The organism is Pelagibius sp. CAU 1746 (genome assembly GCF_039839785.1).
Lineage (GTDB): Bacteria > Pseudomonadota > Alphaproteobacteria > Kiloniellales > Kiloniellaceae > Pelagibius.
This window is the reverse complement of record NZ_JBDOQT010000001.1, coordinates 1,820,365-1,846,286: the sequence shown is the minus strand read 5'-3', so window position 1 is coordinate 1,846,286 and position 25,922 is coordinate 1,820,365. Positions and strand designations below refer to the sequence as shown.

Annotated in this window: 28 protein-coding genes and 1 tRNA gene; 10 read left to right on the top strand and 19 right to left on the bottom strand. The window is 67.0% G+C overall.

The window, feature by feature from the left end; genetic code table 11:
• The first annotated feature begins 19 nt into the window (after nt 1-19).
• A complete protein-coding gene (gene xerC, locus AAFN88_RS08690; RefSeq protein WP_347519877.1) occupies nt 20-1,180 on the top strand; it encodes a site-specific integrase in 1,161 nt (386 codons plus the stop codon).
• Nucleotides 1,181-1,270: 90 nt separating this feature from the next.
• On the opposite strand, the gene AAFN88_RS08685 is transcribed toward xerC, so the two are convergent.
• The 3 genes from AAFN88_RS08685 to AAFN88_RS08675 form a co-directional block, all read right to left on the bottom strand.
• Nucleotides 1,271-1,346, bottom strand: a tRNA-Glu gene (locus AAFN88_RS08685).
• Between the two features lie 203 nt (nt 1,347-1,549).
• Entirely contained in the window at nt 1,550-2,650 is a 1,101-nt protein-coding gene (locus tag AAFN88_RS08680) for a low specificity L-threonine aldolase (protein WP_347519876.1), read from the bottom strand.
• Complete coding sequence (locus tag AAFN88_RS08675; RefSeq protein ID WP_347519874.1) at nt 2,647-3,036, bottom strand: hypothetical protein; 390 nt, start codon at nt 3,034-3,036, stop codon at nt 2,647-2,649. The genes AAFN88_RS08680 and AAFN88_RS08675 overlap by 4 nt, the downstream gene beginning before the upstream one ends.
• A gap of 103 nt (nt 3,037-3,139) precedes the next feature.
• Here AAFN88_RS08675 and AAFN88_RS08670 point away from each other — a divergent pair, with 103 nt between their 5' ends.
• Nucleotides 3,140-4,096: an RluA family pseudouridine synthase gene (locus AAFN88_RS08670; RefSeq protein WP_347519873.1), complete on the top strand. Its 957-nt coding sequence runs from the start codon at nt 3,140-3,142 to the stop codon at nt 4,094-4,096.
• A 195-nt stretch (nt 4,097-4,291) separates the two neighbouring features.
• Nucleotides 4,292-5,176: an RNA polymerase sigma factor RpoH gene (gene rpoH, locus AAFN88_RS08665; RefSeq protein ID WP_347519871.1), complete on the top strand. Its 885-nt coding sequence runs from the start codon at nt 4,292-4,294 to the stop codon at nt 5,174-5,176.
• An 81-nt stretch (nt 5,177-5,257) separates the two neighbouring features.
• Here the strand turns inward: rpoH and AAFN88_RS08660 are convergent, their stop codons facing one another.
• From AAFN88_RS08660 to AAFN88_RS08645, 4 genes are all read right to left on the bottom strand, one after another.
• Nucleotides 5,258-5,869 carry a hypothetical protein gene (locus tag AAFN88_RS08660; protein ID WP_347519870.1) on the bottom strand — a complete coding sequence of 204 codons (612 nt, stop codon included), beginning with the start codon at nt 5,867-5,869 and terminating at the stop codon, nt 5,258-5,260.
• Between the two features lie 13 nt (nt 5,870-5,882).
• The gene (locus AAFN88_RS08655) at nt 5,883-7,928 is read right to left on the bottom strand and encodes a hypothetical protein (protein ID WP_347519868.1); all 2,046 of its coding nucleotides are present in this window, start codon (nt 7,926-7,928) and stop codon (nt 5,883-5,885) included.
• Between the two features lie 178 nt (nt 7,929-8,106).
• Entirely contained in the window at nt 8,107-9,399 is a 1,293-nt protein-coding gene (locus AAFN88_RS08650; protein WP_347519867.1) for an adenylosuccinate synthase, read from the bottom strand.
• Between the two features lie 6 nt (nt 9,400-9,405).
• Nucleotides 9,406-10,560 (bottom strand): ATP phosphoribosyltransferase regulatory subunit, encoded by a 1,155-nt coding sequence (locus AAFN88_RS08645; protein WP_347519865.1) that lies wholly within the window; start codon nt 10,558-10,560, stop codon nt 9,406-9,408.
• Nucleotides 10,561-10,856: 296 nt separating this feature from the next.
• Here AAFN88_RS08645 and AAFN88_RS08640 point away from each other — a divergent pair, with 296 nt between their 5' ends.
• Nucleotides 10,857-11,393, top strand: a complete 537-nt coding sequence (locus AAFN88_RS08640) for a paraquat-inducible protein A (RefSeq protein ID WP_347519864.1) — start codon at nt 10,857-10,859, stop codon at nt 11,391-11,393.
• Nucleotides 11,394-11,509: 116 nt separating this feature from the next.
• On the opposite strand, the gene AAFN88_RS08635 is transcribed toward AAFN88_RS08640, so the two are convergent.
• The 3 genes from AAFN88_RS08635 to AAFN88_RS08625 form a co-directional block, all read right to left on the bottom strand.
• Complete coding sequence (locus AAFN88_RS08635; protein ID WP_347519863.1) at nt 11,510-12,499, bottom strand: hypothetical protein; 990 nt, start codon at nt 12,497-12,499, stop codon at nt 11,510-11,512.
• The gene (serA, locus tag AAFN88_RS08630; protein ID WP_347519862.1) at nt 12,456-14,033 is read right to left on the bottom strand and encodes a phosphoglycerate dehydrogenase; all 1,578 of its coding nucleotides are present in this window, start codon (nt 14,031-14,033) and stop codon (nt 12,456-12,458) included. The genes AAFN88_RS08635 and serA overlap by 44 nt, the downstream gene beginning before the upstream one ends.
• Nucleotides 14,034-14,125: 92 nt before the next feature.
• Complete coding sequence (locus tag AAFN88_RS08625) at nt 14,126-15,295, bottom strand: phosphoserine transaminase (RefSeq protein WP_347519861.1); 1,170 nt, start codon at nt 15,293-15,295, stop codon at nt 14,126-14,128.
• A 301-nt stretch (nt 15,296-15,596) separates the two neighbouring features.
• On the opposite strand from AAFN88_RS08625, the gene AAFN88_RS08620 reads away from it, so the two are divergent.
• The 4 genes from AAFN88_RS08620 (at nt 15,597) to AAFN88_RS08605 (ending at nt 19,708) form a co-directional block, all read left to right on the top strand.
• Nucleotides 15,597-17,582, top strand: a complete 1,986-nt coding sequence (locus AAFN88_RS08620; protein ID WP_347519860.1) for a hypothetical protein — start codon at nt 15,597-15,599, stop codon at nt 17,580-17,582.
• A 4-nt stretch (nt 17,583-17,586) separates the two neighbouring features.
• A complete protein-coding gene (locus AAFN88_RS08615; protein ID WP_347519859.1) occupies nt 17,587-18,252 on the top strand; it encodes a hypothetical protein in 666 nt (221 codons plus the stop codon).
• Nucleotides 18,252-18,617: a hypothetical protein gene (locus AAFN88_RS08610; protein ID WP_347519858.1), complete on the top strand. Its 366-nt coding sequence runs from the start codon at nt 18,252-18,254 to the stop codon at nt 18,615-18,617. The genes AAFN88_RS08615 and AAFN88_RS08610 overlap by 1 nt, the downstream gene beginning before the upstream one ends.
• Before the next feature lie 143 nt (nt 18,618-18,760).
• Complete coding sequence (locus AAFN88_RS08605; protein WP_347519857.1) at nt 18,761-19,708, top strand: hypothetical protein; 948 nt, start codon at nt 18,761-18,763, stop codon at nt 19,706-19,708.
• Here AAFN88_RS08605 and AAFN88_RS08600 read toward each other — a convergent pair.
• The 7 genes from AAFN88_RS08600 to AAFN88_RS08570 all read right to left on the bottom strand — a co-directional run bounded on the left by AAFN88_RS08600 (nt 19,665) and on the right by AAFN88_RS08570 (nt 22,959).
• Nucleotides 19,665-20,039, bottom strand: a complete 375-nt coding sequence (locus AAFN88_RS08600; protein ID WP_347519856.1) for a type II toxin-antitoxin system RelE/ParE family toxin — start codon at nt 20,037-20,039, stop codon at nt 19,665-19,667. The two genes, AAFN88_RS08605 and AAFN88_RS08600, sit on opposite strands and share 44 nt — an antisense overlap.
• Nucleotides 20,039-20,311, bottom strand: coding sequence for a type II toxin-antitoxin system Phd/YefM family antitoxin (locus AAFN88_RS08595; protein WP_347519855.1), 273 nt, complete (start codon nt 20,309-20,311; stop codon nt 20,039-20,041). The genes AAFN88_RS08600 and AAFN88_RS08595 overlap by 1 nt, the downstream gene beginning before the upstream one ends.
• A gap of 67 nt (nt 20,312-20,378) precedes the next feature.
• On the bottom strand, nt 20,379-20,828 hold the full coding sequence (locus AAFN88_RS08590; RefSeq protein ID WP_347519854.1) for a MaoC family dehydratase: 450 nt from the start codon (nt 20,826-20,828) through the stop codon (nt 20,379-20,381).
• A gap of 53 nt (nt 20,829-20,881) precedes the next feature.
• Nucleotides 20,882-21,364 carry a GNAT family N-acetyltransferase gene (locus AAFN88_RS08585; protein ID WP_347519853.1) on the bottom strand — a complete coding sequence of 161 codons (483 nt, stop codon included), beginning with the start codon at nt 21,362-21,364 and terminating at the stop codon, nt 20,882-20,884.
• Nucleotides 21,364-21,843 carry a cupin domain-containing protein gene (locus AAFN88_RS08580; protein ID WP_347519852.1) on the bottom strand — a complete coding sequence of 160 codons (480 nt, stop codon included), beginning with the start codon at nt 21,841-21,843 and terminating at the stop codon, nt 21,364-21,366. The genes AAFN88_RS08585 and AAFN88_RS08580 overlap by 1 nt, the downstream gene beginning before the upstream one ends.
• A 41-nt stretch (nt 21,844-21,884) precedes the next feature.
• Nucleotides 21,885-22,682 carry a PhzF family phenazine biosynthesis protein gene (locus AAFN88_RS08575; protein WP_347519851.1) on the bottom strand — a complete coding sequence of 266 codons (798 nt, stop codon included), beginning with the start codon at nt 22,680-22,682 and terminating at the stop codon, nt 21,885-21,887.
• Nucleotides 22,683-22,695: 13 nt separating this feature from the next.
• Nucleotides 22,696-22,959, bottom strand: a complete 264-nt coding sequence (locus AAFN88_RS08570) for a DUF1127 domain-containing protein (RefSeq protein WP_347519850.1) — start codon at nt 22,957-22,959, stop codon at nt 22,696-22,698.
• Nucleotides 22,960-23,074: 115 nt separating this feature from the next.
• On the opposite strand from AAFN88_RS08570, the gene AAFN88_RS08565 reads away from it, so the two are divergent.
• Nucleotides 23,075-24,442 carry a PLP-dependent aminotransferase family protein gene (locus AAFN88_RS08565; protein ID WP_347519849.1) on the top strand — a complete coding sequence of 456 codons (1,368 nt, stop codon included), beginning with the start codon at nt 23,075-23,077 and terminating at the stop codon, nt 24,440-24,442.
• Nucleotides 24,443-24,504: 62 nt separating this feature from the next.
• Entirely contained in the window at nt 24,505-24,729 is a 225-nt protein-coding gene (locus AAFN88_RS08560; protein WP_347519848.1) for a hypothetical protein, read from the top strand.
• Between the two features lie 95 nt (nt 24,730-24,824).
• Here AAFN88_RS08560 and AAFN88_RS08555 read toward each other — a convergent pair whose 3' ends face one another.
• Both AAFN88_RS08555 and AAFN88_RS08550 read right to left on the bottom strand, forming a co-directional pair.
• Complete coding sequence (locus tag AAFN88_RS08555; protein WP_347519847.1) at nt 24,825-25,544, bottom strand: LrgB family protein; 720 nt, start codon at nt 25,542-25,544, stop codon at nt 24,825-24,827.
• A complete protein-coding gene (locus tag AAFN88_RS08550) occupies nt 25,541-25,921 on the bottom strand; it encodes a CidA/LrgA family protein (protein WP_347519846.1) in 381 nt (126 codons plus the stop codon). Before AAFN88_RS08550 ends, AAFN88_RS08555 begins: the two co-directional genes overlap by 4 nt.
• Nucleotide 25,922: the final 1 nt, after the last annotated feature.

The following is a 25,922-nucleotide window of genomic DNA, read 5'->3' as shown; positions in this document are numbered from 1 at the left end:
CCAGGCAAGGGAGGCTGGCATGGCCAGGATTCGGGTGAAGTACATCAAGCAAGACGTCGACCGCCACGGCAACTTGCGCACTTACCTGGCGATGCCCGGGCGCCGCAAGGTGCGCATCCGCGCGGACGTCGGCACGCCAGAATTCTGGACCGAGTACCACGCGGCCGTTGAAGCGGCGGAGTCGCCGGCTGCGGAGCCGGTGATATCCGAAGATCCCGGACAGCCGGCCGCACCCGGCTCGCTGGCCTGGCTTTGCCAGCGCTGGTACGCCTCTGCCGAATTCAAGCGCCTGGGACGCTCCACGCAGCGCACGCGCAGACGCATCCTGGAGCGCTGCTGCGCGGTGCGCGACCAGAAGGGCGTGACGCGCGGTGCCAAGCCCTATCGCACCCTGGAGTCGCGCCACGTGCGCGCCTGGCGCGACAAGCTGGCCGAAACGCCCGAAGCGGCCAACGGCCTGGTCAAAACGGTGCGCCGGCTGTTCGCCTGGGCCTGTGATCCGAGCGTGAACCTAGCCGAGCGCAACCCGGCGCGCGACGTGCCCAAATTCACCGGCAATGGTGAGGGCTGGCACGCCTGGACTACCGGGGAAATCGAGCAATACATCGCGCGGCATCCCATCGGAACGCAGGCTTACTTGGCGCTGGCACTGCTGCTGTTCACGGGCGTGCGCCGGTCGGACGTGGTGCGCCTGGGCCGCCAGATGGAGCGGCGCGAAGGCGATGGCGTGTGGCTGCGCTTCACGGAAACCAAGGGTGCCGCCCGCCTGGCCAAGCAACGCGAGATTCCCATGCTGCCGGACCTGCAGGCCGCCATTGAAGCCTGCCCCTCAGGTCACATGACGTATCTGGCAACGGCTTATGGCAAGCCCTTCACCGGCAACGGCTTCGGCAACAAGTTTCGCGACTGGTGCAAGCAGGCCGACCTGCCGCACTGCTCGCCGCACGGCCTGCGCAAGGCCGGCGCGACCATCGCGGCCGACGCCGGCGCTTCGGCACACGAACTGATGGCGATCTTCGGCTGGCGCTCCATCCAGGAAGCCGAGCGCTACACGCGCCAGGCCGACCGCCGGCGCCTGGCGGGCCGTGCCATGCGCCTGTTGAAGCCCGAAGGCTTCGGCGATGCCTCGATCACGCTGCTGCCGACTGGCAGCGCCAAGGACCGCAGGGGCGCGGGGTGAGTCAAAAAGTCCCACTTCGAAGGGGGGTGCGGCCCGGTGGGACTTTTCCGGCATTTAAGCCGTTGAAATGGCTATGTCGCGGAAAGCGGATGGCGTCCCCTAGGGGAGTCGAACCCCTGTTTCCGCCGTGAGAGGGCGGCGTCCTAGGCCACTAGACGAAGGGGACCAATGGCCGGAAGGCCGGTGATGTAACCCAAGACCCGGCCGCTTGCAAGCCCTCTTTGCAAGGCCCGGCTTTCCGGAGCCCTCCCCTCCATCCTTCGAGACGGCGGCCGCGCCGCCTCCTCAGGATGAGGGTTGGGCTTTGGGCCTTCGAGACGGCGGCGGTACCGCCTCCTCAGGATGAAGGCCGTGCCTGGGGGCGGACGGCTAGCCGCCCACTCCGGCCCCCACCCCTGCCAGGCGTGCCGCCTCGGCCAGGAGGGCGGCCACCTCCTCGGGCCGGCTGTCGAAGGCGGTCACGAAGCGGCAGAGGGGCGCGCCACCATCCGCCGGGCCTTCGTCGCGCCAGACGTAGAAGACGAAGCCCTTGGCCTGCAGGCCCTCCACCAGGGTCCTGGGCAAAGCGGCGAAGACCTCGTTGGCCTCCACCGGGGCCGTCACCTCGACGCCGGGCAGCGCGGCCAGCCCTTCGGCCAGGCGGGTCGCCTGGGCATTGGCGTGCTCGGCGTTCCTCAGCCAGAGACCGTCGCTCAGGTAGGCCTCGAGCTGGGCCGAGACGAAGCGCATCTTGGAGAAGAGATGGCCGCCGCGCTTCCGGAGATAAGGGAACTCGGCCGCCTGCTCCGGCTTGAAGAAGATCGCCGCCTCGGCCGCCAGGGCGCCGTTCTTGGTCGCCCCCAGGGTCAGCACGTCGACGCCGGCCTTCCAGCTCGCCTCGGCGGGCGAGCAGCCCAGGCGGGCCAAGGCGTTGGCGAAGCGCGCGCCGTCCATGTGCAGGGCCAGCTTGTGCTCCTTCGCCACGGCCGCCAGGGCCGCCACCTCGCCCGGCACGTAGACCGTGCCCTGCTCGCTGGCCTGGGTGATGGAAATCGCCGCCGGCTGAACATGGTGGACGACGCCGGCGCCGCTCACCGCCGCGGCCACGGTCCCGGCGTCGATCTTGGCGTGGGGGCCGTCCAGGGCCACCAGCTTGGCGCCGCCGGTGAAGAACTCCGGCGCGCCGCACTCGTCGACGTTCACATGGGCCTCACGATGGCAGTAGACGGCGCCATAGCGCGGCACCAGGGCCGACAGCGCCAAGGCGTTGGCGGCGCTGCCGGTGGCCAGCGGAAAGACCGCCACCTCGTGCTCGAAGACCTCGGCCACAAGCTTCGCCAGGCGCTTGGTGATTGCGTCCTCGCCATAGGGCATGGCCGGGCCGGCGTTGGCGCGGACCACGGCCTCCAGGATCTCCGGGCTGGCGCCGCTGACGTTGTCCGACGCGAAATTCGGGGCGGGGGTTAGCGCTGCCGGAGTTAGATCGGTCATGGGGCCTGCCGGGCGCCGACCGGCACCGCCTTGACCCGGCCCAACTCCCGCCCGCTCGCCAGGTCGACGATCACCAGTTGCTGACAGCCCCGTTCCGCCTGGCCGGTAAAGCGCACCACCAGGCGGTCGCCCGCCAGTTCGCTGCCGGCAAGGCTGCAGCCGTCGGGAACCACCAGGTCGAGAGCTCCGAAGGGCGTGATCGGGGCGCCCGCGCCGCCGCGGCCCGCGCCGGTCATGGCGCCGACGGCCGCCGCCCCGGTAGCCGTTTCTCCGGCACCTTCTCCCGCCCCGTCCCCGGTGCGCGTCACCAGGCCGTACACCAGCAGGGCCATGCCGGCCATGATGAGGATGCCCATGAAGATGACGAGGGCTTTCAACGCTTGCATCGGGTAGAACCCCTTATCAGAACCTGTATCCGTGGTTAGGGAGCGAGGAAGCATGGCCGCCCAGCGGGGTCAAGGTCCAGGTGAGGGTCAAGAGCGACATGAGGTGACGGCGGGGCCGGAGGCGGCCGGCGCCCGGCTCGACCGCCTGCTGGCCGAAGCGCTGCCCACCCTCTCCCGCAGCCGGCTCAAGACCCTCATCGAGGACGGCCGGGTCAGCGCCGGCGGCACGGCGGTTACCAGCCCGGCGGCCAAGGTCAAGGCCGGCCAAACTTTCGCCATCATTATCCCCGAGGCTCGTCCCGTCGCCCTGGAAGGCCAGGCGATCCCCCTGGAAATCCTTTACGAGGACAAGGATCTTATCGTGCTGAACAAGCCGGCAGGCCTGGTCGTTCATCCGGCGGCGGGGAACCCCGACCGAACCCTGGTCAACGCCCTCATCGCCCACTGCGGGCACCAGCTCGAGGGAGGATTGACCGGGATCGGCGGCGAGCTGCGCCCTGGCATCGTCCACCGCCTGGACAAGGACACCTCAGGCGTGATGGTCGCGGCCAAGAGCGAGGCGGCGCACCAGGGCCTGGTCGAGCAGTTCTCCGCCCGCAGCATCGAGCGCAGTTACCTGGCCCTGGTCTGGGGACGGCCCAGCCCGTCGCAGGACGCGATCACCGGCAACATCGGCCGCAGCCCGCGCAACCGCAAGAAAATGGCGGTTCTGCGCCGCGGCGGCCGCCCGGCCGAGACCGGCTACCGGGTGCTCGAGAGTTTTCAGAACGGCAAGGTCAGCCTGGTGGAATGCCGCCTCAAGACCGGGCGCACCCACCAGATCCGCGTCCACATGGCCGAGGCCGGGCATCCCCTGCTGGGCGACCCGCTCTACGGCCGCGGCGACGGCCGCCGGGCGAAGGCCCTACCGGCGCCGGCGCAGGCGGCGCTGGCCGCCCTGGGCCGTCAGGCTCTACATGCGAAAACCCTGGGATTCCAACACCCTGTGAGCGGGGATACCTTGCAGTTTACCTGCGAACCACCATCTGACATTCGTGACTTGATTCGTTCCTTAGAATGATTTTAAAATATACCTGACTGAGCAAGTCGGAATTAGCGCAATCCTGAGGGGGACCCATGCTTGAGCGGCGTTCGCGGACACCGCGGCCCTCCCCCGGCGGAGAGCCCCCGGCGTCAGTTTGCGTTCAGTCGGTGAGTGTATTGAGGAGTCCGGGGCAGAGGACCAGCCCCAGACCATCGAGGATGGAGTACCGCTATGGCCGCCCCTAAAGTCCCTGTCCTTGCCCCGGAAGGCAATCTCAGCAGCTATCTGCAGGAGATCCGCAAGTTCCCGATGCTGGAGCAGGAACAAGAGTACATGCTCGCAAAGTCATGGCGGGAACGCGGCGACACCGAGGCCGCGCACAAGCTGGTGACCTCCCATCTGCGCCTGGTGGCCAAGATCGCCATGGGCTACCGCGGCTACGGCCTGCCCCTCTCGGAGCTGATTTCCGAGGGCAACGTCGGCATGATGCAGGCGGTCAAGCGCTTCGACCCGGAGCGCGGCTTCCGCCTGGCGACCTATGCCATGTGGTGGATCCGCGCCTCGATCCAGGAATACATCCTGCACTCCTGGTCGCTGGTGAAGATGGGGACCACGGCCTCGCAAAAGAAGCTGTTCTTCAATCTGCGCAAGCTGAAGGGCCAGCTCAAGGCGATGGAGGAAGGCGATCTGCACCCGGAGAACGTCTCCAAGATCGCCGAGACCCTGGGCGTGCCGGAGCAGGACGTGGTGTCCATGAACCGCCGCCTCTCGGCGCCGGACCATTCCCTCAACGCGCCGCTGCGCATCGACGGCGACGGCGAGTGGCAGGACTGGCTGGTCGACGAAGGCGAGGATCAGGAGACCCTCCTGGCCGAATCCGAAGAGCTGGGCAAGCGCCGCGCGCTCCTGAAGGCGGCGATGGAGAACCTCAACGAGCGCGAGCGCCACATTCTGCAGGAGCGCCGGCTGAAGGATCAGCCAACGACCCTGGAGGACCTGTCCCAGGAGTACGGCATCAGCCGCGAGCGGGTGCGCCAGATCGAGGTGCGCGCGTTCGAGAAGCTGCAAAAGGCGATCCGCAACGCCGCCATCGAGGAACGCCTCGCGGTAAGCTGACGCGGGCCGCCGGCGGCTCCCCCTTTCCGATTTCGCCTAAGGCCCCCGCCCCGGCAGGGGCGCGCGGAGAGCCGCATACCTTCAGCGAACGGGCTCCGGCTGCACCAACTCCGCTTCGGCGGTCTCCAGGCCCGGCTCGGCATCGCCTGCCTCGCCCTCGTCGTCTTCGGCCTCTTCGTCCTCGTGCGGCAAGGCCATGACCGCGCCCTCGGCCACGGGGTGGCCCCATTCGGCGATCAAAGCCTTCTGCTTGCGGATCAATCCCTTGATGCGGGCCTGGGTGGTCATGCGGTAGTAGCTGCCGACGACCGTGGGCATGAAACCGAAGATCGCCCAGCCGACCCCCGCCGCCCCGTAGGCCACGACCCAGACGAAGACGTCGCCGATCAGGTCCATGGCCACCGGGTGGCTCTGCCCCCGCGACCAAAGATTGATTATGGCCGGCAGGGTGCCGGCGAAATTCAGCAGCCCCACGGTGATCGCCAGATGCTTCTCGCGGGAGCGGTCGGTGACGTAGGCCACCACGGTCGGCCCCATCATGGTCGCAATGACCAGGGTCGTCGGCAGCAGCAGCGCGGCAAAGGGGAACAGCAGGACCAGAACCATCGCCTTGACCCAAGGCTTCATCGGTCCACGCTTCGCCTTGCGCCGCTTGCCCTTGCCCGCCGTCTTCGCCCGTGCCGCCTTGGCCATGCTTCCCCTCGCCCTAGAATACGGAGTTCAAGGTGATCAGCAGAACGGTCACCGCGGCGATAACCGAGGAAACGATGCTGGAGGCCTCGCGGGCGCTGGCGCGCACCACCGCCGGCTTGGTGAGGCCGCCGTTGCGCAGCCAGTTCATCTGTTCCACCAGCGAGGCGAATTCCGCCTTGGCGTGGCGGAACCCCTCTTCATCTGCAGATCGCCGCTGCGGGTTGTCGACCATCTCAACCAGGGCTGCGAGGTTGCCCTTGGCCGCCAGATCACGCAGCACCGCCATCATCTGCTCGCGCCGGGTGCGGTTGCGGAACTCCGCCACCGCCGGCTGCAGAAGGGCCGCACACCAAGCCGCCAGATACGGCAGGTGCTGCGGCCCCGCCGCGGCCTGCACCTCCGCCAGCAACCGCACGACGCCGAGGTTGAAGACCTTGGCGTCGTCGTCATGCGTCAACTCGGTAAAAGCTCGATCGGGCGCCGACTTCATACGCGCGGAGACGAAACCCGCGATATGCCAGTCGATCGGCAAGCGCTCGGTCTTGCCGTCGCGGGCCAATTGCTCCAGCGCCGGCAGCAGATCGTCGAGGTCGGCCACGTAGTCGTTGCGCAGCAGCGGGCTCTGGCAAGGCCAGCTTGGATTGAGCGAATAGAGCGCCCGCTCCGCGCCGTAGCCGATACGCGGCTTCGTCAATTGCAGGATGATGAGGTCGTAGGTGCGCGCGAAGGCCACCATGTCCGCACGGGTTTGGGGCTGCGCTTCGATCCAGTGTTGCGGCAGCTTGTCGATCATCAGCTCGGCAAAGGTCTGGCGCCGCTTGTCATCGTGATAATTCACGGCGAATGCCGTAGCCAAGCCCTGGATGCGCGCGGCGACCTGCTTGTAGCGCAGCGGCGCTTGATGATCCAAAGCCACGAGCACGCGCGACAGCAGGCGGTCTTCCAACGAGTTGACGGCGCCGCCGCCGATGCCGATGACCGACTGAGTCGCCGAGCCCACGGCATTGGCGCAGACGTCGTCCGACAGCGAACGGCGAATCCAGCTTTCGAGATCGTTACTGCGGATGACCTGCAAGGCCGCCTGCCAGTTGCGGCCCATGGCGTTGGAAAGCGCCGGCGCATTGTTGTATTCGGCGCCCTCGAAGGGAAAGAGGCGCGCCGCCTTGGGCGGCAACAGGGCCTGCTTCGGGCTGAGATGGCGTCCGTTCAGCCAGAGCTGCAGGTCGTCGTGGCGCCAGCGTTCCTCGGGATCGTCGCAGAGCAGGCCGCGCAGCACCTCCACCATGGGCAGCGACAGGCGCGTTTCGCCTACCAGGGTGGCGTAGGAGCCTTTGCTGATCTTGGACTCGACGATTTCCTGCTCGCTCAGGTGCGCGACGGGATTGCCGCCGCAGATCAGCACCAGGATCAGGACGCCCAAGGCATAGAAATCATCGGCGGGGCTGCCGTGGCCGCGCCCTTCCGGCATCGACATGGCGCTGTCGATCGGTTCGTAGATCGACGGCTGGGCCATGGCCGGAGGGCCGGAGAAACACTCCCCAAGCAGCACCGATTCCCGCGTTCCATCGGCAAAGAAAAGATTGTCCGCCCGGATGCTGCGATGGGTCAGCAGGCGGTCGCCCAGTTCCTTGAACATCGGCAGCAGCGGATTCATGACGACGCGGACCACGCGGTCCTCGCGCCAGGGGTCGATGGTCGCCTCCGGGCTGGGGAGGATGCGCTCGCCGCCCGGCTGATGCAGCACGATGATGAAGCGGCGCGCCTGCGCCGGCGGCCAGTAGGCCACACCCCAGCGCAGCGGCGAGGTCATGGGCAGGCGGTTGAAGCGGGAGAACTGAGTCAGGACCTCAGTCCTGGGGGCGACGTCCGTGCGGCAGACCAGCGCGAAGAGGGCCTTGGGCGCGCCGCGTTCGTCGGAAGCGCTGTACGCCTTGACGCCGCCGGGCGCATCCAGTGCGGGAATCGGCTGCTCGGGGTGGATCCGGTACCGGTCCGCCACCAAGACAAGGGCGGACTGGTCGCCCCCCTTCACATCCGCTTGCCGCGCTTGACTGCTCATTGCCGTATCTAAAGACGTCGAAAGGCCGCCGGGCGGTCCGGAGAACCGGCCGGCTGCCTTCAACTTAGCCGCAATAAGGCAAACAGATGGTTAAGGCCCCGGCCTCGAAAGCGCAGAGTTCCGCGGCTTTCCAACGGCCCGTAGGCTTATGGGGGCTGCCGACGCCCCCGGCGGAGGATCAGTCGGCGAAGGGGTCGCGCACCAGGATGGTGTCGTCACGCTCCGGCGAGGTGGAAAGGAGGGCCACCGGCACCTGGATCAGTTCCTCCAGGCGGCGGATGTACTTCACCGCCGGGGCCGGCAGATCGGCCCAGGAGCGCGCGCCCATGGTGCTTTCCGACCAGCCGGGGATGGTCTCGTAGACCGGCTTGGCCGCGGCCTGGCGCGACGGCTGCGCCGGCAGGTAGTCGATCCGCTCGCCGCCGACCTCATAGCCGACGCAGACCTTGATTTCCTCCAGGCCGTCCAGCACGTCCAGCTTGGTCAGCGCGATGCCGTCGATGCCGGCCACCTTGGCGGCCTGGCGCACCATCACGGCATCGAACCAGCCGCAGCGCCGCTTCCTTCCCGTCACCACGCCGAATTCGCGTCCGCGCTCGCCCAGGCGCTCGCCGATGGCATCGGTCAGTTCGGTCGGAAAGGGGCCGCTGCCGACGCGCGTGGTGTAGGCCTTGGTGATGCCCAGCACGTAGTCCAGCGCCGCGGGGCCCATGCCGGAGCCGGCGGCGGCGCTGCCGCCCACGGTGTTGGACGAGGTGACGAAGGGATAGGTGCCGTGGTCGACGTCCAGCATGACGCCCTGGGCGCCTTCGAAAAGAATGCGCCGGCGGTCGCGGCGGGCGGTATCGAGGCTCTGCCACACCCGGTCGGCAAAGGGCAGGATGCGCGGCGCCAGTTCCAGCAGGCTGGCGACGATCTCGTCGGCGGTGAACTCCGGCTGGCCGAGGCCGCGCAGCAGCGCGTTGTTGTGGACCAGCAGGCCCTCGACGCGCTGACGCAGCAGCTCGGGATCTGCCAGGTCGCAGAGCCGCACCGCGCGGCGGCCCACCTTGTCCTCGTAGGCCGGGCCGATGCCGCGCCCGGTGGTGCCGATCTTGCCGTCGCCCTTGGCCGCCTCGCGGGCGCGGTCCACCGCGCCGTGCATGGGCAGGATCAGGGCGACGCTCTCGGCGATGCGCAAGCGCTCCGGCGTCACGTCGACGCCCTGGGCACGGATGCGGTCGATCTCCTCGATCAAGGCCCAGGGATCGACCACCACGCCGTTGCCGATGACGGAGAGTTTGTCCTGACGCACCACGCCCGAGGGCAGCAGCGACAGCTTGAAGACCTCGCCGCCGATCACCAGCGTGTGGCCGGCGTTGTGGCCGCCTTGGTAGCGCACCACCACGTCGGCGCGCTCCGACAGCCAGTCGACGATCTTGCCCTTGCCCTCGTCCCCCCACTGGGACCCGACGACGACCACGTTAGCCATGATGGATCAGTCCTTTATTTCTGAAATCTCACCGTCGCGCAGCACAAACCCGCAGCCCAGACGCCGGGCCTCGGCCGCGGGGTCCGCCGCCGCCGCGAGGCCGGCCAGCGTAATCCAGCCCTCGGCACGCAGGCGCCGGCCTTCCGCCGCAGGCGTACCCAGCGGCAAGTAGATGCGCCGGATCGGCGCCGGTGCCGGCAGCGCCCGCAGCACCGTGTCCATGAACAGCGTGAAACCGGTCGACGACTCGCGCTCCCCGTTGGGACCGGAGGCCTCGTAGCGGCCGCCGCGGCCCAGCTCGCCGCGCACGCCCTTGGCGAAGAGGATGAAGCTGATGCCGGTCTGGTACTCGAAACCACGATGCTCCACCGGATCGACAGTCAGGCGCGCCTGGGGCGCCGCCGCGCGGATCAGCGCCACCACCTCGACCAGGTGCTTCACCTCGCCGGCGGCGGCCGCGGGCAGGGCCAGCTTCTCCAGCGCCGCCAGCGCCTTGTCGGCCGGCCCGGCGGCGCGCAGCAGTTCCTGGAACAGCCCGGCATGCCCGGCAGCCAGATCGGTCACCGCCGCGGCATCCTTGCGGTCGAGGGCGAGGCGCAGTTCGGCGACCTGTTCCGCGCCCAGGCCGAGGTCCTGGGCCAGGGCGCCGACCAGCGGCGGCAGGTTCAGGTCGACGGAGAGGCCCTCGACACCCAGCGCCGTCAGCGCCTCGATGGCCAGGGCCACCACCTCCGCATCGCCGGTCGCGTCGGTGGCGCCGATCAACTCGACTCCGGCCTGGGCGAATTGGCGCTCAGGGCGCAGTTGGCTGCCGCGCACCTGCAGCACCTGGCCGCCGTAGCAGAGGCGCAGCGGACGCGGCGCGTTCTTCAGCCGCGTGGTGGCAATGCGCGCCACCTGCGGCGTCATGTCGGCGCGCAGGCCCATCATGCGTTGGCTCACAGGATCCATAAGGCGGAAGGTCTGCCCTGCCAGCGCGGCCCCGGCGCCGGTCAGCAGCGCCTCCTCGAATTCCAGCAGCGGCGGCTTCACGCGGTCGTAGCCCTGTGCCTGGAAAGCGGCGATGAGGCGCTCGACCACCGCCGACTCGTGCGCGGCGTGCGGCGGCAGCACGTCTTCCAGGCCGGCCGGTAGAAGGCCCTTTTCGGCGTGATCGGTCATGTCAGCAGGTCAGCGGAGAAAAGCGGTCCGGTTCCATGGGATAAGCACGGAAGCGGTCGTGCCCCGTCCCCTCGGCGCCATCTGCGCCGCCACGGGGCCCGCTTCCGCCCTCTGTTACCAGCCCAGGCCGTCGCGGGCAAACAGAAAACCGCCCAGCACGCTCCGTCCCCGAAAGTAAAACGATTAGAATCAAGACCTTGAAATCACCGGGACTGGCTGCAGGGCGGACTGGGGTGTAAACTGACCGCCGACATTCAAGACCGGACGCCAGCGCCCCGCCCCTCTATCCTGCCCCCATGAACCTGAAAGCCTTCCGTCTCTCCCCCCCGGGCACCTTGGCCGCCGACAGCCGCGGGCCGGACCGTTTCCTGGGCCTGTTGCTGCTGGCCGCGGCCGCGGCGCTGCTGGCCGGCTGGCTGCTGCCGGTGATGACCGTCCACACCCTGGTGATCTTCGACGACGAGGTCTCCATCCTGACCGGCGCCTTCCGCCTGCTGGAGAGCGGCGACTACGCGATCTTCGTGCTGATCGTGCTCTTCACCGTGGTGCTGCCGGTCGGCAAGCTGATCTTCGCCTGGCTGGCCTGGAGCCGCCTCAGGGTCGACGACCCGCGGGTGCGCCGCGCCCTGCACTGGGTCGAGGCCGTCGGGCGCTGGTCCATGCTCGACGTCTTCGTCATCGCCATCCTGGTGGTGGTGATCAAGCTGTCGCTGATCAGCGACGTGGAGATCCATTCCGGGCTCTACGTCTTCATTGCCGCGGTGGTGCTCTCCATGATCGCCGTGCGCCGCATCGCCGTGCTGGCGCACCGCAAGCTGGAAGAACGCGGATAAGGACCACATGCTTCGAGACGCACGCTTCGCGTGCTCCTCAGCATGAGGGCAGAGCTCAAGCCTCATCCTGAGGAGGGCCGCAGTCCCGTCTCGAAAGATGTGCTCAGGGAACGCCGTCAGCGGTACAGCCGCACTTCCAGGCCGTCGTCGAGCTGGAAGATCACCTCGTCCATGCCGTTGCCGTCCAGGTCTTCCAGGCGGAAGTCGCCGATGATCTGCGCGTCGTAGAAGCTGCGCCCGAGAAGCTTCAGCTCGCCGTCCTGATAGCGCATGACGCGCAGGGAGCGGCGCCGTGCCGAGGGCAGGAAGATCTCCGGCAGGCCGTCCTCGTCGAAGTCGAGAATGGCGGAAAGCCCCAGCTCGCGCGAGCCGATGAGGTGATTGGAGAAGCCGGCCCAGGACGCCTCCTCCACCAGCTTGTCGCCCTTGAGGGAGACGATGCGCAGGATGCCGCCGATGTGCGGCGTCTCCACGTAGGCCACCTCGATCGCGCCGTCGCCGTCGAAGTCGGCGGCGCCGACGGGGTTCAGCCAGCGCTGCGCGGTGAGGTTCTGCGGCCCCTCGGCGATCAGCTTCAGCTCCTCGCCGACCAGGCCGTAGGCGGTCAGCACCGCGCCGTGCTCCAGGGAGGAACGCACCAGCAGCACCTCCGGCTCGCCGTCCCGGTTCAGGTCGGCCAGGCGGGGCTTGAGGTCTTCGAAGACCTGGTCCTCGGGGAGCAGCAGTTGGCGTTCGCTGCCGTCGGCAAGGCGCAGCAGCAGGCCGCCGGCCTCCACCGCGTCGCCCAGCACGCCGTGGTCGTAACGTTCGGTGGGTGCGATCAGCCAGGCCTCGGCGACGCGCCCCCAGGCGCCGCCCGCCGCCAGGGCCGGCTGGCCATCGGGCAACGCGTTCTCCGGTCGCACGGTGCGGCGCAGCTCGATCTTCATGCGCGAAGAGGGCTCGGCGAAGAAGGGCCGGAAGCCGAGGGCCTCCAGGCTCTTGATCGAAGCGGCCGCCGCGCCGTCCGGCGCTGCCCAAAGAAGGGCGGCGCCGAGCAGCGCGAGGCCGGCGACGAGGGCCTTAGAAGCGCAGGGGCTCGGCCTGCTTGGTGTGCGGCAGGGCACGCACCTTCTCCAGCGTCTGGGGATCGATCTGCCCGTCCAGTTCCAGCAGCGCGATGGCGTCCTGCCCCTGGGCGGCGCGGCCCAGGTGGAAGGTGGCGATGTTCACCCCGGCATCGCCCAGCGTGGTGCCCAGCGCGCCGATGAAGCCCGGCTTGTCCTCGTTGGTGATGTAGAGCATGTGCGGCGTCAGCGCCGCCTCGATGGAGATGCCCTTGATGTCCACCACGCGCGGCTTGGTGCCGCCGAAGAGGGTGCCGGCCACGCTGCGTTCGCCGCGTTCCGTGGTCACGGTCATCCGGATCAGGGTCTGGTAGTCGCAGTCGCGCTCGTGCTTCACCTCGGCCACGTCGATGTCGCGTTCGCGCGCCACGTGCGGCGCGTTCACCATGTTGACCGTATCGAGCATGGGGGTGAGCAGACCGCAAAGCGCGACCTGCGTCAACGGCCGGGTGTTGTGCTCCGCAACGTCGCCTTCGTATTCGATGGTGATCGACTTCAGGCCGGTGCGGGTCAGCTGCCCGGCGAAGCTGCCGAGCTGCTCGGCCAGCGTCATGTAGGGCTTGAGACGCTTGGCCTCGTCAGCGGTGAGCGAGGGCATGTTGAGGGCGTTGGTGATGGCCCCGGTCACGAGGTAATCGCTCATCTGCTCGGCGATCTGCAGGGCCACCTTCTCCTGTGCCTCGGAAGTCGAGGCACCGAGGTGCGGCGTCGCCACCACCTGCTCCAGGCCGAAGAGCACGTTTTCCTTGGCCGGCTCCACGGTGAAGACGTCCAGCGCGGCGCCGGCGACGTGACCGGACTCGATGGCCGCCTTCAAGTCTTCTTCCACCACCAGGCCGCCGCGCGCGCAGTTGATGATGCGCACGCCCGGCCTGGTCTTGGCCAGAGCCTTGGCGTCGATCATGCCGCGGGTTTGGTCGGTCATCGGCACGTGCAGGGTGATGATGTCGGCGCGCTTCAGCAGCTCGTCCAGTTCCACCTTCTCCACGTCCAGGTCCGCGGCGCGGTCGGGCGAGAGGAAGGGATCGTAGGCGATGACCCGCATGCGCAGGCCCTGAGCGCGGTCGGCGACGATGGCGCCGATGTTGCCGCAGCCGATGACGCCCAGCACCTTGCCGGTCAGCTCACTGCCCATGAAGCGCGACTTCTCCCACTTGCCGGCCTGGGTCGAGGCGTTGGCCGCCGGGATCTGCCGGGCCAGGGAGAGCATCATGGCGATGGTGTGCTCGGCGGTGGTGATGGAGTTGCCGTCGGGCGTGTTCATCACGACAATCCCGCGGCCCGTGGCTGCAGGAATATCCACGTTGTCGACGCCGATGCCGGCGCGGCCGACGACTTTCAGGTTATCCGCGGCGGCGATGATCTCCGCCGTCACCTTGGTGGCCGAGCGGATGGCCAGGCCGTCGTAGTCGCCGATGCAGGCCTTCAGTTCCTCCGGCGTCATGCCGGTCTTCACGTCGACCTCGACCCCGCGCTCGCGGAAGATCTCCGCCGCCTTCTCGCTCAACTTGTCTGAAATCAATACCTTTGGCATGTCGGCTTAAACCTCTTTGTCGCGGTGCGCCAATTTCACGAGGGGGCGCACCGGCGTTGCATGGAACTCTCTGTTGCTTGAGGGTGTGCCGCTCAGGCGGCCGCCTTCTCCGTCTTCACTGCACCGTAGGCCCAGTCGAGCCAGGGCAGCAGGGCCGCCATGTCGGACGGCTCCACCGTGGCGCCACCCCAGAGGCGCAGGCCGACCGGCGCGTCGCGGTAGCCGCCGATGTCGTAGGCCACGCCCTCTTCCTCCAGCAGCGACGCGATGCGCTTGGCCGCCGCGCCCTGGGCGTCCGCATCCAGGGAGAGGAACCAGGGGTCGACGATCTTCAGGCAGATGGAGGTGCAGGAGCGCGTCTCGGGCGTCGCCGCCAGGAAGTCGGCCCAGTCGGAGGCCTCCACCCAGTCGGCCACGGCCTTGAGGCTCTGCTCGGAGCGGCCAATGAGCGCCTTGAGGCCGCCGATCTCCTCGGCCCACTTCAGGGCGTCGAGGGCGTCTTCCACCGCCAGCATGGAAGGGGTGTTGATGGTCTCGCCCTTGAACACGCCCTCGATCAGCTTGCCGCCCTTGGTGAGGCGGAAGATCTTTGGCAGCGGCCAGGCCGGGCTGTAGCTCTCCAGGCGCTCGACGGCGCGCGGGCTGAGCGCCAGCATGCCGTGCGCCGCCTCACCGCCCAGCACCTTCTGCCAGGACCAGGTGACCACATCCAGCTTGTCCCAGGGCAGGTCCATGGCGAAGGCCGCCGAAGTGGCGTCGCAGAGGGTGAGGCCCTGGCGCTCGGCCGGGATCCAGTCGCCGTCCGGCACCTTCACGCCGGAGGTGGTGCCGTTCCAGGTGAAGACCACGTCGCGGTCGAAGGAAACCTGGGAAAGGTCGGGCAGGTCGCCGTAGTCGGCCTCGATGACGTTGAGGTCGGTCAGCTTAAGCTGCTTGGCCGCGTCGGTCGCCCAGCCCTTGCCGAAGCTTTCCCAGGCCAGCACGTCGACGCCGCGGGCGCCGAGCAGCGACCACAGTGCCATCTCCACGGCGCCGGTGTCGGAGGCCGGGACGATGCCCAGGCGGTAGTCCGCCGGCATGCCCAGGATGGTCTTGGAGCGCTCGATCACCTCGGCCAGCTTGGTCTTGCCGACCTTGGCGCGATGAGATCGGCCCAACGCCGCCTCGCTCAGACCACCCAGGGACCAACCCGGGCGCTTGGCGCAGGGTCCTGAGGAAAAGCAAGGGTTCCCAGGCCGATTGGCCGGGCGGACGGCGTTCATAAGGCAGCTCCTTAGAAGAAAGAGTGGAAGTGTCGCCGCACCCCATTTGAGCAATCAAACGCCCACAACTCCGGGGCGCGCGCGGGCGGATACTAGCACCATGCTGCACCGCGTCAATTATTGATGCGCCGCTTTCCGGCGCCAAAGCGTCGCGACTGGCAAACTTGACCGGAGGGTCAGGAAATGGGGGCGCCGGAGCCGCGCCAGAAGCCCGCCACCCTCCCCCGCGCTCTGGCATCCGCAAGCCGTCTCGGCAATACTGTCTCTCAACCTGGAGATTAGTCGCCCTAAGGGCCCCAACATGATCCGCCGCTTGGTCTTCGTTCTCAGCCTTCTGGCCACGCTGCTGCCCGGCACCGCCGCCGCACGAGACGTCACCTGGCAGGAGGTGGCGCAGTCACTCATCATCGTCGCCGGTACGCCGGAGCCCTATGAGTCCAAGTTGCTGTCCCAGGATGACCTGCAGAACAGACGGCTTGTGCAGGTCGAGAACCCGGTCTTCCTGAAGGGAGGCCCATCAGACATTCCGGTTCTGCTCCAGGTACTTCCCTACGACCTCGTGCTTTGGAACCAGCCGACGGTCTTCTTTCTGAGGAAATTCTCGCTGGAAGAAGGTGCCGAAGGGAGAGAGCTCTACGGTTGGACCTCCTGGTACGGCTATGAAGGCATGTTCGGCTTGGATTACGGACCCAGACCGCGGCTCTATACCGACGGCTTGGCGGCGCAAATCAGGAAGCTGATCGCCCAGAACGATCGCTACCGGGAAATCGGCTCCGCCTATAAGCCGGACCCTGACGACCCTCTTCTGGTAGAGGTTCAGAAAGATCTCCACGAGATCGCAAACTCACTGGACCTTCAGGTGGGCACGGAACCAGCGGAGATCGCACCCCACAGCCTGGCAATCCGCCGCCTCTTGTATCGGGGAGAAGACATCGTTCCACGACTAGTTTCCTTGCTTGATTCCACTGAACCTTTCCCAGCGGGATACATCATCGAGGATCCGACCCACTTCCAATGGACCGACAGGAGACCTCCGCCCTCTGCGAGCAACATGGGCGAAGCCATCGATATTCTGCTGGGAAGCTGGTCGGGCTCCATCTTCGGCTATGGCAAGTCCTTGCCCACTCACCGATCTGTCGTCGAACTCTGGCAGACCTACCTCGGATACCAGCTATCGGGGATCGACCCGTCGCAGGTTGGGCCGGTCGATTGGAAACTGGTTGCCCAAAGCCAGTTGATAGCTGAAGGAACACTGACCATTGCAGAGGACCCGTACGAGCGGGACATCTACAAGCCCTATAGCAGCATCTGGGCGACCCTCTCGAACCCAAGGTTCGTGAAGGGAGAAGATCAAGGCGCCCCCTATCGAATACTCCTCAACGAGCATTGGATCCGGCGGGCGAAGAACATCGAGGGCAAGGTCGTCGTTTTCTCCAGGGGGAGGCAAATCAGCACAGCCGACCAGCAGCCATTCTATGGCCTTGTCCTCGTAGAAGATCACAAAGAGCTTCATCGATCCGAGGGCTTTGACTTCAACCAACTCGACACTCTTCTGGCGGTAAGTCGGAGTTACCGGGAGAGCGGAGAATCCTTTCAAATCGACGCCAACGATCCCTACTGGTCGGAACTCAGACGCAGCCTCGAGAGCATAGCGACAGCTTCCGGTAAGGACGAGTTCAGCTCCGCCGTGCAGCGCGTGATCGAGTATGGCGAGCCGGCGGTTCCCTATCTCATTGCACTCCTGACTGCTCAGGAACCGTGGCCCTATGGTAAAATTTTCAGTTTTCTGGAGCGACCGTGGCTGGGCACCCCGTCTACTGTCTACGCAAAGAACTGGGGACACATCGCAATGCAGTCTCTCAATTGGATCACGGAGTTACCCCTGAGCGAGTGGCCCATCGGCCCCTCCCTCGTCGAAGAGCCGGGGCGAAGCGCATACTGGTCCGCCTACCTCGGACAGAGGCTATCCACGCCGGAGGGGCGCCTGTCGCTGTCGCACGATCCGGCCGTGAGCAAAGCCGAAGCGCTGCGCCGCGCAATCTCAGCCGAACTGCCTCCTGGCGTGGGGCGACCGGAAATCGATGCCTTCTTCGACAGACGAGAGCTATCCCCCTTCTACGATGAATTCAGCTACTACGGCGCGATCAGCCCGCGTTACCAGGCCGTTGTGCCCGATGCCAATCCCGGCGACGACCTGGACGAGACGGTCGTCGTGCACATCTTCCTCGACAGCGACGCGCGCCTCATCGGCTCCGACGTGCGCTATCTCTTCGACCTCTACCGGTGAGGATATGAAGAAAACGGCTGCCTTGCTTGCCTTCTTCTTGCTGCTCCTCAATGGAGCGGCAGCGGCAACCGACAACGTCGAGATTCACTACCTGCCCTTTGACCTCTCGACCTATCACGCCATCACGCGCGAGGGCATTACCGGCGCGGCGCACGCTTCGGCTGAGGTTGGCCGGACCGATCCGCGTCTCCTGCAGGTGATGTTGGACATCGAAATGGCGCCCGACGGGCCGCCCCTTGAAGAGCAGTTCATCCGCGCCCGCATCCGCCTTCCCAATGGCTGGACCGCCTACTTCGACAAGACCGGCGGCGTCCAGGTGCCGGAGCGGAGCGTGACCCTCGATCAAACAACCCGAGACGGCGTGGACATGAACCTGGCCCTACTCACTGGAGCGGACACCAAAGGCCTGGTGCTCGAATGGGCCGTCCAGCAAGCCGGAGACTTCGTCGAGAAGACAACAGACTGGCCGAAAACCGACTACAGTTTCCGTATCATTCTCGCTATGCCGCTTGCCATGGCAGACAGAGTCATCGTGCAGGTCATTCATCACGACGACATCGACGCCCGGCCCGAGAAAGATGGAATGGTAACCCTCGGCGGCGGCAAGTCTTTCGAGCTCCACTTCGATCCCGTGACGAAAGAGCTCGGGCAGATACTCCGGTATCAGTGATGAACAAGGAATTCCTGCCGCGCATTGCCGAGCTCTTCGAACTGCTGCGCAGTGATGGCCGGTATCTCACCGGCGAATTTGATTCCAAAGACGATGAGGCTGCCGCCTTCGATCTCTTCGAGCACGACAACATGATCTGCCCGGCCGCGTGGAAGATGCTGAATGGGTTCGAGACACTCCATCCTCTCGACAAGGCTGCCCTGCAAGATCCGATACTCTTCGGCACGCGGCTGCTTAAAATTCCGGACGGCAGCGATGACGGGGCGACGACCCGTGAAATCGGCCACCTCGAGCATGTTCTGCGCTATGCCCGCAACCTTGAGGAACTCCGCCAGGTCTGCCTGCGCTGCATGACGGAGCCCTAAATCTCCGAACTCCCACTCCAAAGAACAGGCGCCGCCGCTGTACAGGCCGCCGCAGAGAGATCACACTATCGTCGTTACTTCCTGTTGTAGCGTCGTCCTGTCCGTGACTTGCCGCAGCTTCCGGAGGTGCCCCAGCGTCCGCCATGACGAAAGCGCCTGCCTCCGCCGTCCGGGGCTTGACCCGGCCGCTGATCCTCACCGGCTTTCTGGTGGCGGGCGAGGTCGCGCTGATCACCGGGTCGGCGGAGTTCTTCCGGGCCATGAACGGCGACATCCCCGCCGACCTGCTGAGCGGGCTGCTGCCCGCCGCCGACGACCCCACCCTGCGCGCCGAGGCGCTGCACGCGCGCCTCGCCTGGATTGTCAGTGTCGTCCTGGCGATCTTCGCCTCCATCGGCGCCACGCTGCTGGCGGTCACCAAGATCATGAAAGAGGCCGAGCCGCTGCGCCGCTGGCTGCTCATCGCGGTCGCGGCGCTCGCCTTCGTCACCGCCATCGTCGCCGCCGGCTCCGACGTGTCGCGCGAGGTGCTGCAGCGCCCGGTGCTGGAGCCGACCCTGGGAAGCTGGAGCGTGGGCGGCATCGCAGTCGCGACGACCTTCACCACCATCCGCCAGGTGGTGAACGCCCTCTTCTCCGCCGCCACCGTCGCCCTGGTGCTGGCGCTGGCCGCCCGCGCGGCGCTGGGCGCGACCCAGGAGGTAGCCCGGGGCCGCGGCCTGAAGGCCGCCGAGCGCAAGGCGGACCTGCGCGAGCTGCTGCTGGCCGCCGCCGCGGTGCTGGTCTCCATCGTCATCACCATGGCGGCCTGGCTGACCTGGCCCAAGGCGGGGCTGGCCGACAACTCCGCCGCCTTCGTGACGCTGGATCACATCGCCCAGGGGGTAGGGCTCTATTGGGGCGGGGTCTTCTCGCTCTGCCTGGTGCTCGCCTACCTGCCCTGTGTCGCCTACCTGAAGGATCTGGAAGGCAAGGGCGCGGCAGCAGGTGACGCCGCCGGCAACGGCGGCAAGCAGGTGAAGCTGCTGCAGGACGTGGCGGCGCTCCTCAGCCCCTTCGTCTCGGCGCTGATCCCGGTTTTCCTGATTTAGGTGACCAAGGTCCGAGCAGCCGGCGCGCCAGAAGACTCTGCATGTCGCGCCGCCCATCCGCGATCACGTAGACAACGACACGCCGTCGCTTTACCCGGTAGATAAGCCGATAGGGCTTGAAGAAGACCTCTCGAAACTCGGTAATTCCGAGATCAGCGAGTTCACGCGGATGACGGCCGCGATCCGGCAGTTCCGCGAGACTGGCCAAGGCGGCTTCTACACGGTCAAGCACATAGGCCGCGGAGTTCTCCGAGTCATGCCCACTGATGTAGCTGCAGATATCATCAAGGTCGCGTAGTGCATCCTCGGTGAGGACAACCCCATAGGGCATCAGCCGCTGTGCTTCTTGCGCAGAGACGCCAAAGCATCCTTCGCACTATGCACGCGCCCCTCTTCCACTTGGCGATTGCCGAGCGCCAGAATCTTCAGCAGTGCCAAAGTTTCCTGAGTCTGCTCATAACTCTTCACGTCCTGGATCACCGCCTTGGCCTCACCGTTCTGGGTGATGACCAAGGGCTCCCCGGACTCTGCCAGCCCATCCACAACCTGGGCCGCATTCGCCTTCAAATAGCTGATCGGCTTGATCTGGCTGGAGAACTTCATGGAGGGAACTCCAAATCTTGAAGGGGACTAAATATAGTCTGAATTTAGTCCGATCACAAGACCCGGTTCAGGCCGTCCGGCGCGCGAAGATGTGGATGGCGGTGAAGGTCATCACCGCCTCGCCGTGCTGGTTGCTGACCTCGTAATCCATCAGCAGGGTGCCGCGGTCGGGTTTGGACTTGGAGGGGCGCTTCTCGCGCACCCTCCCCTTCACCTTCAAGGTGTCCCCGGGGCGCACGGGGCGCAGCCAGCGCAGCTCGTCCAGACCCGGCGAGCCCATGGAGCAGGCGTTGATGACCTTCTCCTGGTAGAACAGCCGAAAGGCGACGGCGAGGGTCTGGAAGCCGGAGGCGATGAGACCGCCGAAGGGGCCTTCCGCCGCCGCCTCGGCGTCGATGTGAAAAGGCTGCGGATCGTAGAGCAGGGCGAAGTCGAGGATCTGCGACTCACTGAGCGTCGCGCCCTTGCTGTGGAATTCCTGCCCCGGCTCGAAATCGTCGAAATAGAGATCCTGCACGGCTGCGCGCCCTTCCTGCTGTTCATCCCGCGGGGGAGAAGATAACCGCCGTATCAGGCGGAGGCGAGCGCCGACAGGTCGCAGGCGAGGCGGCGGACATCGGCAGGCGTCTCCGCCTCCGGCGGCAGGGGATGGAAGCCGAGCTCCGCATAGAGCGCCTGGGCGGCGGTCATGAAGTCCAGGGTTTCCAGCACCATCCACTTGTGCCCTCCGGCCCGCGCGCCCGCCAGCGCCGCCTGGACCAACCGGCGGCCGAGGCCGCGGCCGCGCCAGCCTTCGCGAACCCAAAGGCGCCTCATCTCGCAGGTCCCGCCCGCCAGCGGACAGACGCCGACCCCCGCCGCCGGCGTGCCGTCGACACGGGCGATCCACAGTCCGCCGGCCGGCGGGCTGTAGCTGCCCGGCAGGCCGGCCAGTTCGGCTTCGAAGCCCTGGAGGCAATAGTCCACCTGCAACCACGTGGCATACTCGCGGAACAGCGCCCGGACATCGTCCAGGTCGTCCGCCGCGGCCGCCGAGACCACGATCTGCGCCATCAGTAGGGCTCGCCGTTCTTGTGCGTGAAGCGGTAGTTTCCATCCGCGGCGGCGGGCAGGAAGAGGTCGATATCCGGATAGTGGCAGGAGTCTTCGGGCGAGCGGCCGCCGACCTCCAGATAAACCGCCGAGGCGTTGCCTCTGTTGACCAGATGGTGACCGTCTTCCCTGCCCGCGGGAAAGCCCGCGGCCATGCCGGGCGTCAGCACCTGCGCGCCGGCATCGGTGATGAGGGTCACCTCGCCCTCCAGCACATAGACGAATTCGTCCTCGTGGCTGTGCCAATGGCGCTGCGACGACAGCGCCCCCGGCGGCAGGCGCACCAGGTTGACTCCAAAGGCGGAGAGACCCAGGGCATCGCCGAGCCTCCGCTTCTCCCGCGCCCCGCAGGCCGAACCCCAGGGTTCGGGGTAGGAAGATCCCTTACGGGCCTCCAGGGAAGCGGGATCGAGGGCGGGCAGCATCGGGTTCTCGGACATGAATACTCCTGGTCGGTCGTTCCGGTTGATCGGCCGCCAGTTTATACGCGGATGCGGCCCTCCAGAAAGGGGGCGACTTTGCCGGAAATCAATGTGCGGCCGCCTTTGTCCTCCACCTGCAGTTCGCCGAGGCGCGACGAGACCTGCCGCGCCGCCAGCTTCGCCTTGCCCAGCCGCTTTGCCCAGTAGGGGGTGAGCACCACGTGGGCTGAACCCGTCACCGGGTCCTCCGGGATACCGGCGTGGGGTGCGAAGTAGCGCGAGACGAAGTCCACCTCGTCCCCTTCAGCGGTGATGATGAGGCCGTCGCCCGGCAGCGCTTTCACCTTGGCCAGGTCGGGCGCCGCGGCGCGCACCTCCGCTTCGTCGGCCAAAACCGCCATGATCTTGCCGCCGTCGACCTTTGGCGCCTTCAGCACCTCCTGCGGGACGATGCCCAGGGCCTTGGCGACGGCGCCGCCGTCCGTGAAGACCGCCGGCGGCTCGCTGGGGAAATCGAGGGTGAAGACATCACCCTCGCGGCTCACCGTCAGCGGACCGCTGGCCGAGTGGAACAGCACCCGCTCCATTGCCGGGTCGATATAGGTGGCGATGACATAGGCGGAGGCGAGCGTCGCATGGCCGCAAAGCTCCACCTCCACGGCCGGGGTGAACCATCGCAGGCGGTAGCCGCCGTCCTCGGGCACGAAGAAGGCGGTTTCCGAGAGGTTGTTCTCCGCCGCGATGGTCTGCAGGGTGGTGTCCGGCAGCCAGGCATCGAGCGGGCAAACCGCGGCCGGATTGCCGCCGAAGACGGCGTCGGTAAAGGCATCTACCTGATAAAGTCTTATCTCGGTCATCGCCATCTCCTCCTCACCTTCGCCAAAACGGCTTGTCGCTCTCGCAGCGGACCTCCAGGCGGGTGAGGCCGATGTCCCGCAGGCGCGCGTCGTTCATCGCCTGCAGGCAGGCGCGGCTTTCCATACGCTGCTGCCAGACCACCAGCAGGTCCATGAGGCCCAAGGCCATCCGCCGGGCCCTCTGCCGGGCCATCCTTGGACCCAGCCCCGGACCGGCGCCGGAAGCGCCGCCCAACAAGCGCGCGGCCGGCAGGGTGGCATCCTTCATTGTATCCATCTTACCCTCCTATCCAAGGAGATTGTATCGATTATATTTCTTATCATTGTATTAGTTGTTGCCCTTTCCTCCGGTCAATTGCTATATTGTCATCATGACAAATTGGATGCCTTCCTTGGAGAGCGCCGCGGGCCCGCGCTACCTGGCCATTGCCGACGCCCTGGCCCGCGACATCACCGCCGGCAAGCTGAAAACCGGCGACCGCCTGCCCACTCATCGCGACCTCGCCTGGCACCTGGGAGTCACCGTCGGCACCGTCAGCCGCGCCTACGCCGAGGCGGAGCGGCGCGGACTTACCTCCGGCGAGGTCGGCCGCGGGACCTTCGTGAATGTCCCGGTTTCCTCCGAGCAGCTGCACCGCTGGCATGACGCCACGCCCGGCACCATCCACCTTCACTCGGCCCCCCCCATGCCCTGCCCCGAGGAAGCGGAGATCGCGGAAGTCTTGCAGCGCGTCGCCGCCGGGCCGCGGGCCATGGAGATGATGCGCTATCAGAATCAGCGGGGCCTGCTGGAGCACCGGGAGGCCGGCGCTCTGTGGATCGGGCGCTCGGGCTACGAGGTGAGCGCCGAGCAGATCACGATCAGCGCCGGCGCCCATCATGGCGTGCTCATTGCCCTGGCCGCGGTGGCGCGGCCGGGCGATCATATCGTCTCCGACAGCCTGACCTACCCCGGCATCCGCAGCCTGGCACGCCTGCTCGGCCTGCGCCTGGACGGGCTGGAGCGCGACGCCGCAGGGCCGCTGCCCGAGGCCTTCGAGGAAGCCTGCCGCACCCACGACGTGAAGGCGATCTACCTCTGCCCCAACCAGCACAATCCGACCAGCCTCACCATGCCGGAAGGGCGCCGCCGCGACCTGGCCGTCCTCGCCCGGCGCTACGGTGTCGCGGTCATCGAGGACGACACCTTCGGATTTCTGGACGGCTCCGAGCCGCTGCCCATCGCCGCCCAGGTGCCGGAGCTGGGCTACTACGTGGGCAGCCTCTCTAAGACCGTCTCGCCGGGACTGCGCATCGGCTACGTCGTGGCCCCCGAAAAAGTGCAGGGCCGGTTGGGCAATGCCGTCCACAGCACCTGCTGGATGGCCTGCCCCCTGACCGCGGAGATCGGCGCAGAGATGATTCGCAGCGGCGTCGCCGCCCGCGTCAGCGCCGGGCGCAAACGCGAGGCCGAGGTGCGCAGCGCCATCGCCCGCGAGACCCTGAGCGGCTGGGATTTCGACTGCAGCGAGGGGGCCACCTTCCTCTGGCTGCGGCTGCCAGAGCCCTGGCGCTCCAACGAGTTCGCTGGCGAGGCGGAGAAGCGCGGCGTCCTCGTCACACCGAGCGACCCCTTCATGGTCGGCCGCCGCGAGAGCGCGCCGGCGGTCCGCGTCTGCTTCGGCCCGCCGAAGGACAGCGACGAGCTGCGCCGCGGCCTCTGTCTGCTCGCCGAGCAACTCCAAGAAGGCCCCACCTGCGCCTTCAACAACGTGGTGTGAGTCGAAGGGCTCAAGCGATGGCCAAGAAGCTTTAGTGCTGGCGCTGCCAAGTCGAGGTCCCGATGCTCGACGAGGCGGAGTGGGTGCAGGTGGAACCGCCGCTGTCGAACGCGATCAAGCAAATCAAGCGCTACCGCACTGAGCATGGCGTATCTCTCGCCAAAGCGAGACGTGACGGCTATGGGAAGGAGCGCTGGAACGCTACTTCCAAATCACTGGGTACCGCGAAACGAATGCAGACGCCCTTTGGCACCATAGACTGGTCTACTTTGGTCCACCCTGCATAGAGTGTGGAAAACCGCTTCGCACCCCCAAGCCAAGCTTTGCGCTGAGTGTGGAGCAACCGTAGCCGTGCCAAGTCAAGGCTGAAGGCACTCGCCCCTTACCGCAGCCAGTCGATCAGCAGCGGCACCAGGAAGGCGGTCAGCAGGCCGTTCAAGCCCATGGCGATGCCGGCGAAGGTGCCGGCCACCTCACTGACGTGGAACGCCCGCGCGGTGCCGATACCGTGCGCCGCCACGCCGGCGGCGAAGCCGCGCGCCTTCCAATCGGTGATACCCAGCAGGTTCAAGACGGGTGTCGCCAGCATGGCGCCCAGGATGCCGGTCAGGATCACCAGCACAGCGGTCAGCGACGGCAGGCCGCCGATGCGCTCGGAAATGCCCATGGCAATTGGCGTGGTCACCGATTTGGGCGCCAAGGACGCAAGGGTCTCGAAACTGGCGCCCAGCAGGGCGGCGACGCCGACGGCGCTGACCACCGCAGTGACGGCACCCGCAAGCAACGCTACCAGCATGGGCACGACGACGGCACGCACCTTCCCGAAGTGGCTGTAGAGCGGAATCGCCAGGGCGATGGTCGCGGGCCCCAGCAGGAAGTGCACGAACTGCGCGCCCTCGAAGTAGGTCTGGTATTCCGTGCCCGTGGCGGTCAGCAGGGCGACCAGCAGGACCACGGCGATGGCGACGGGGTTCAGCAAGGGATTGAGCCCCGCGCGCTCGTAGAGCCACTGCGCGGCGACATAGGCCGCCAGCGTCACCGTCAGCCACAGCAGCGGCCCGGTGCGCAGGTAAACCCAGATGTCGGAGAACTCGGCGATCATCGGGCGCCTTCCTGACTATCGCCCGCGTCATCGTCCAGCTTCATGAGCCGCATCATGGCGCGCATCACCACCGCCGTGACCACGATGGTGGCGACCGAACTGACCAGCAGGGCCGTGACCAGCGCCAGCCATTCGGCCTGGATGCGCGCCAGGTGCTGGAGCACGCCGACGCCGGCGGGCACGAAGAGCAAAGAGAGGTGTTTCAGGAGGGTGCCGGCGGTGGTCTCCAGGCTGCCGGGAATGCCTTTGCGCAGGGCCAGGAAGGCCAGCATCAGCACCAGGCCCAGCACCGGGCCGGGGACCGGCAAATGGGTGAGGCGCACCACCGCCTCGCCGATAAGCTGGCACAGCAGGAGACCCGTCAACGCCGTCAGCATG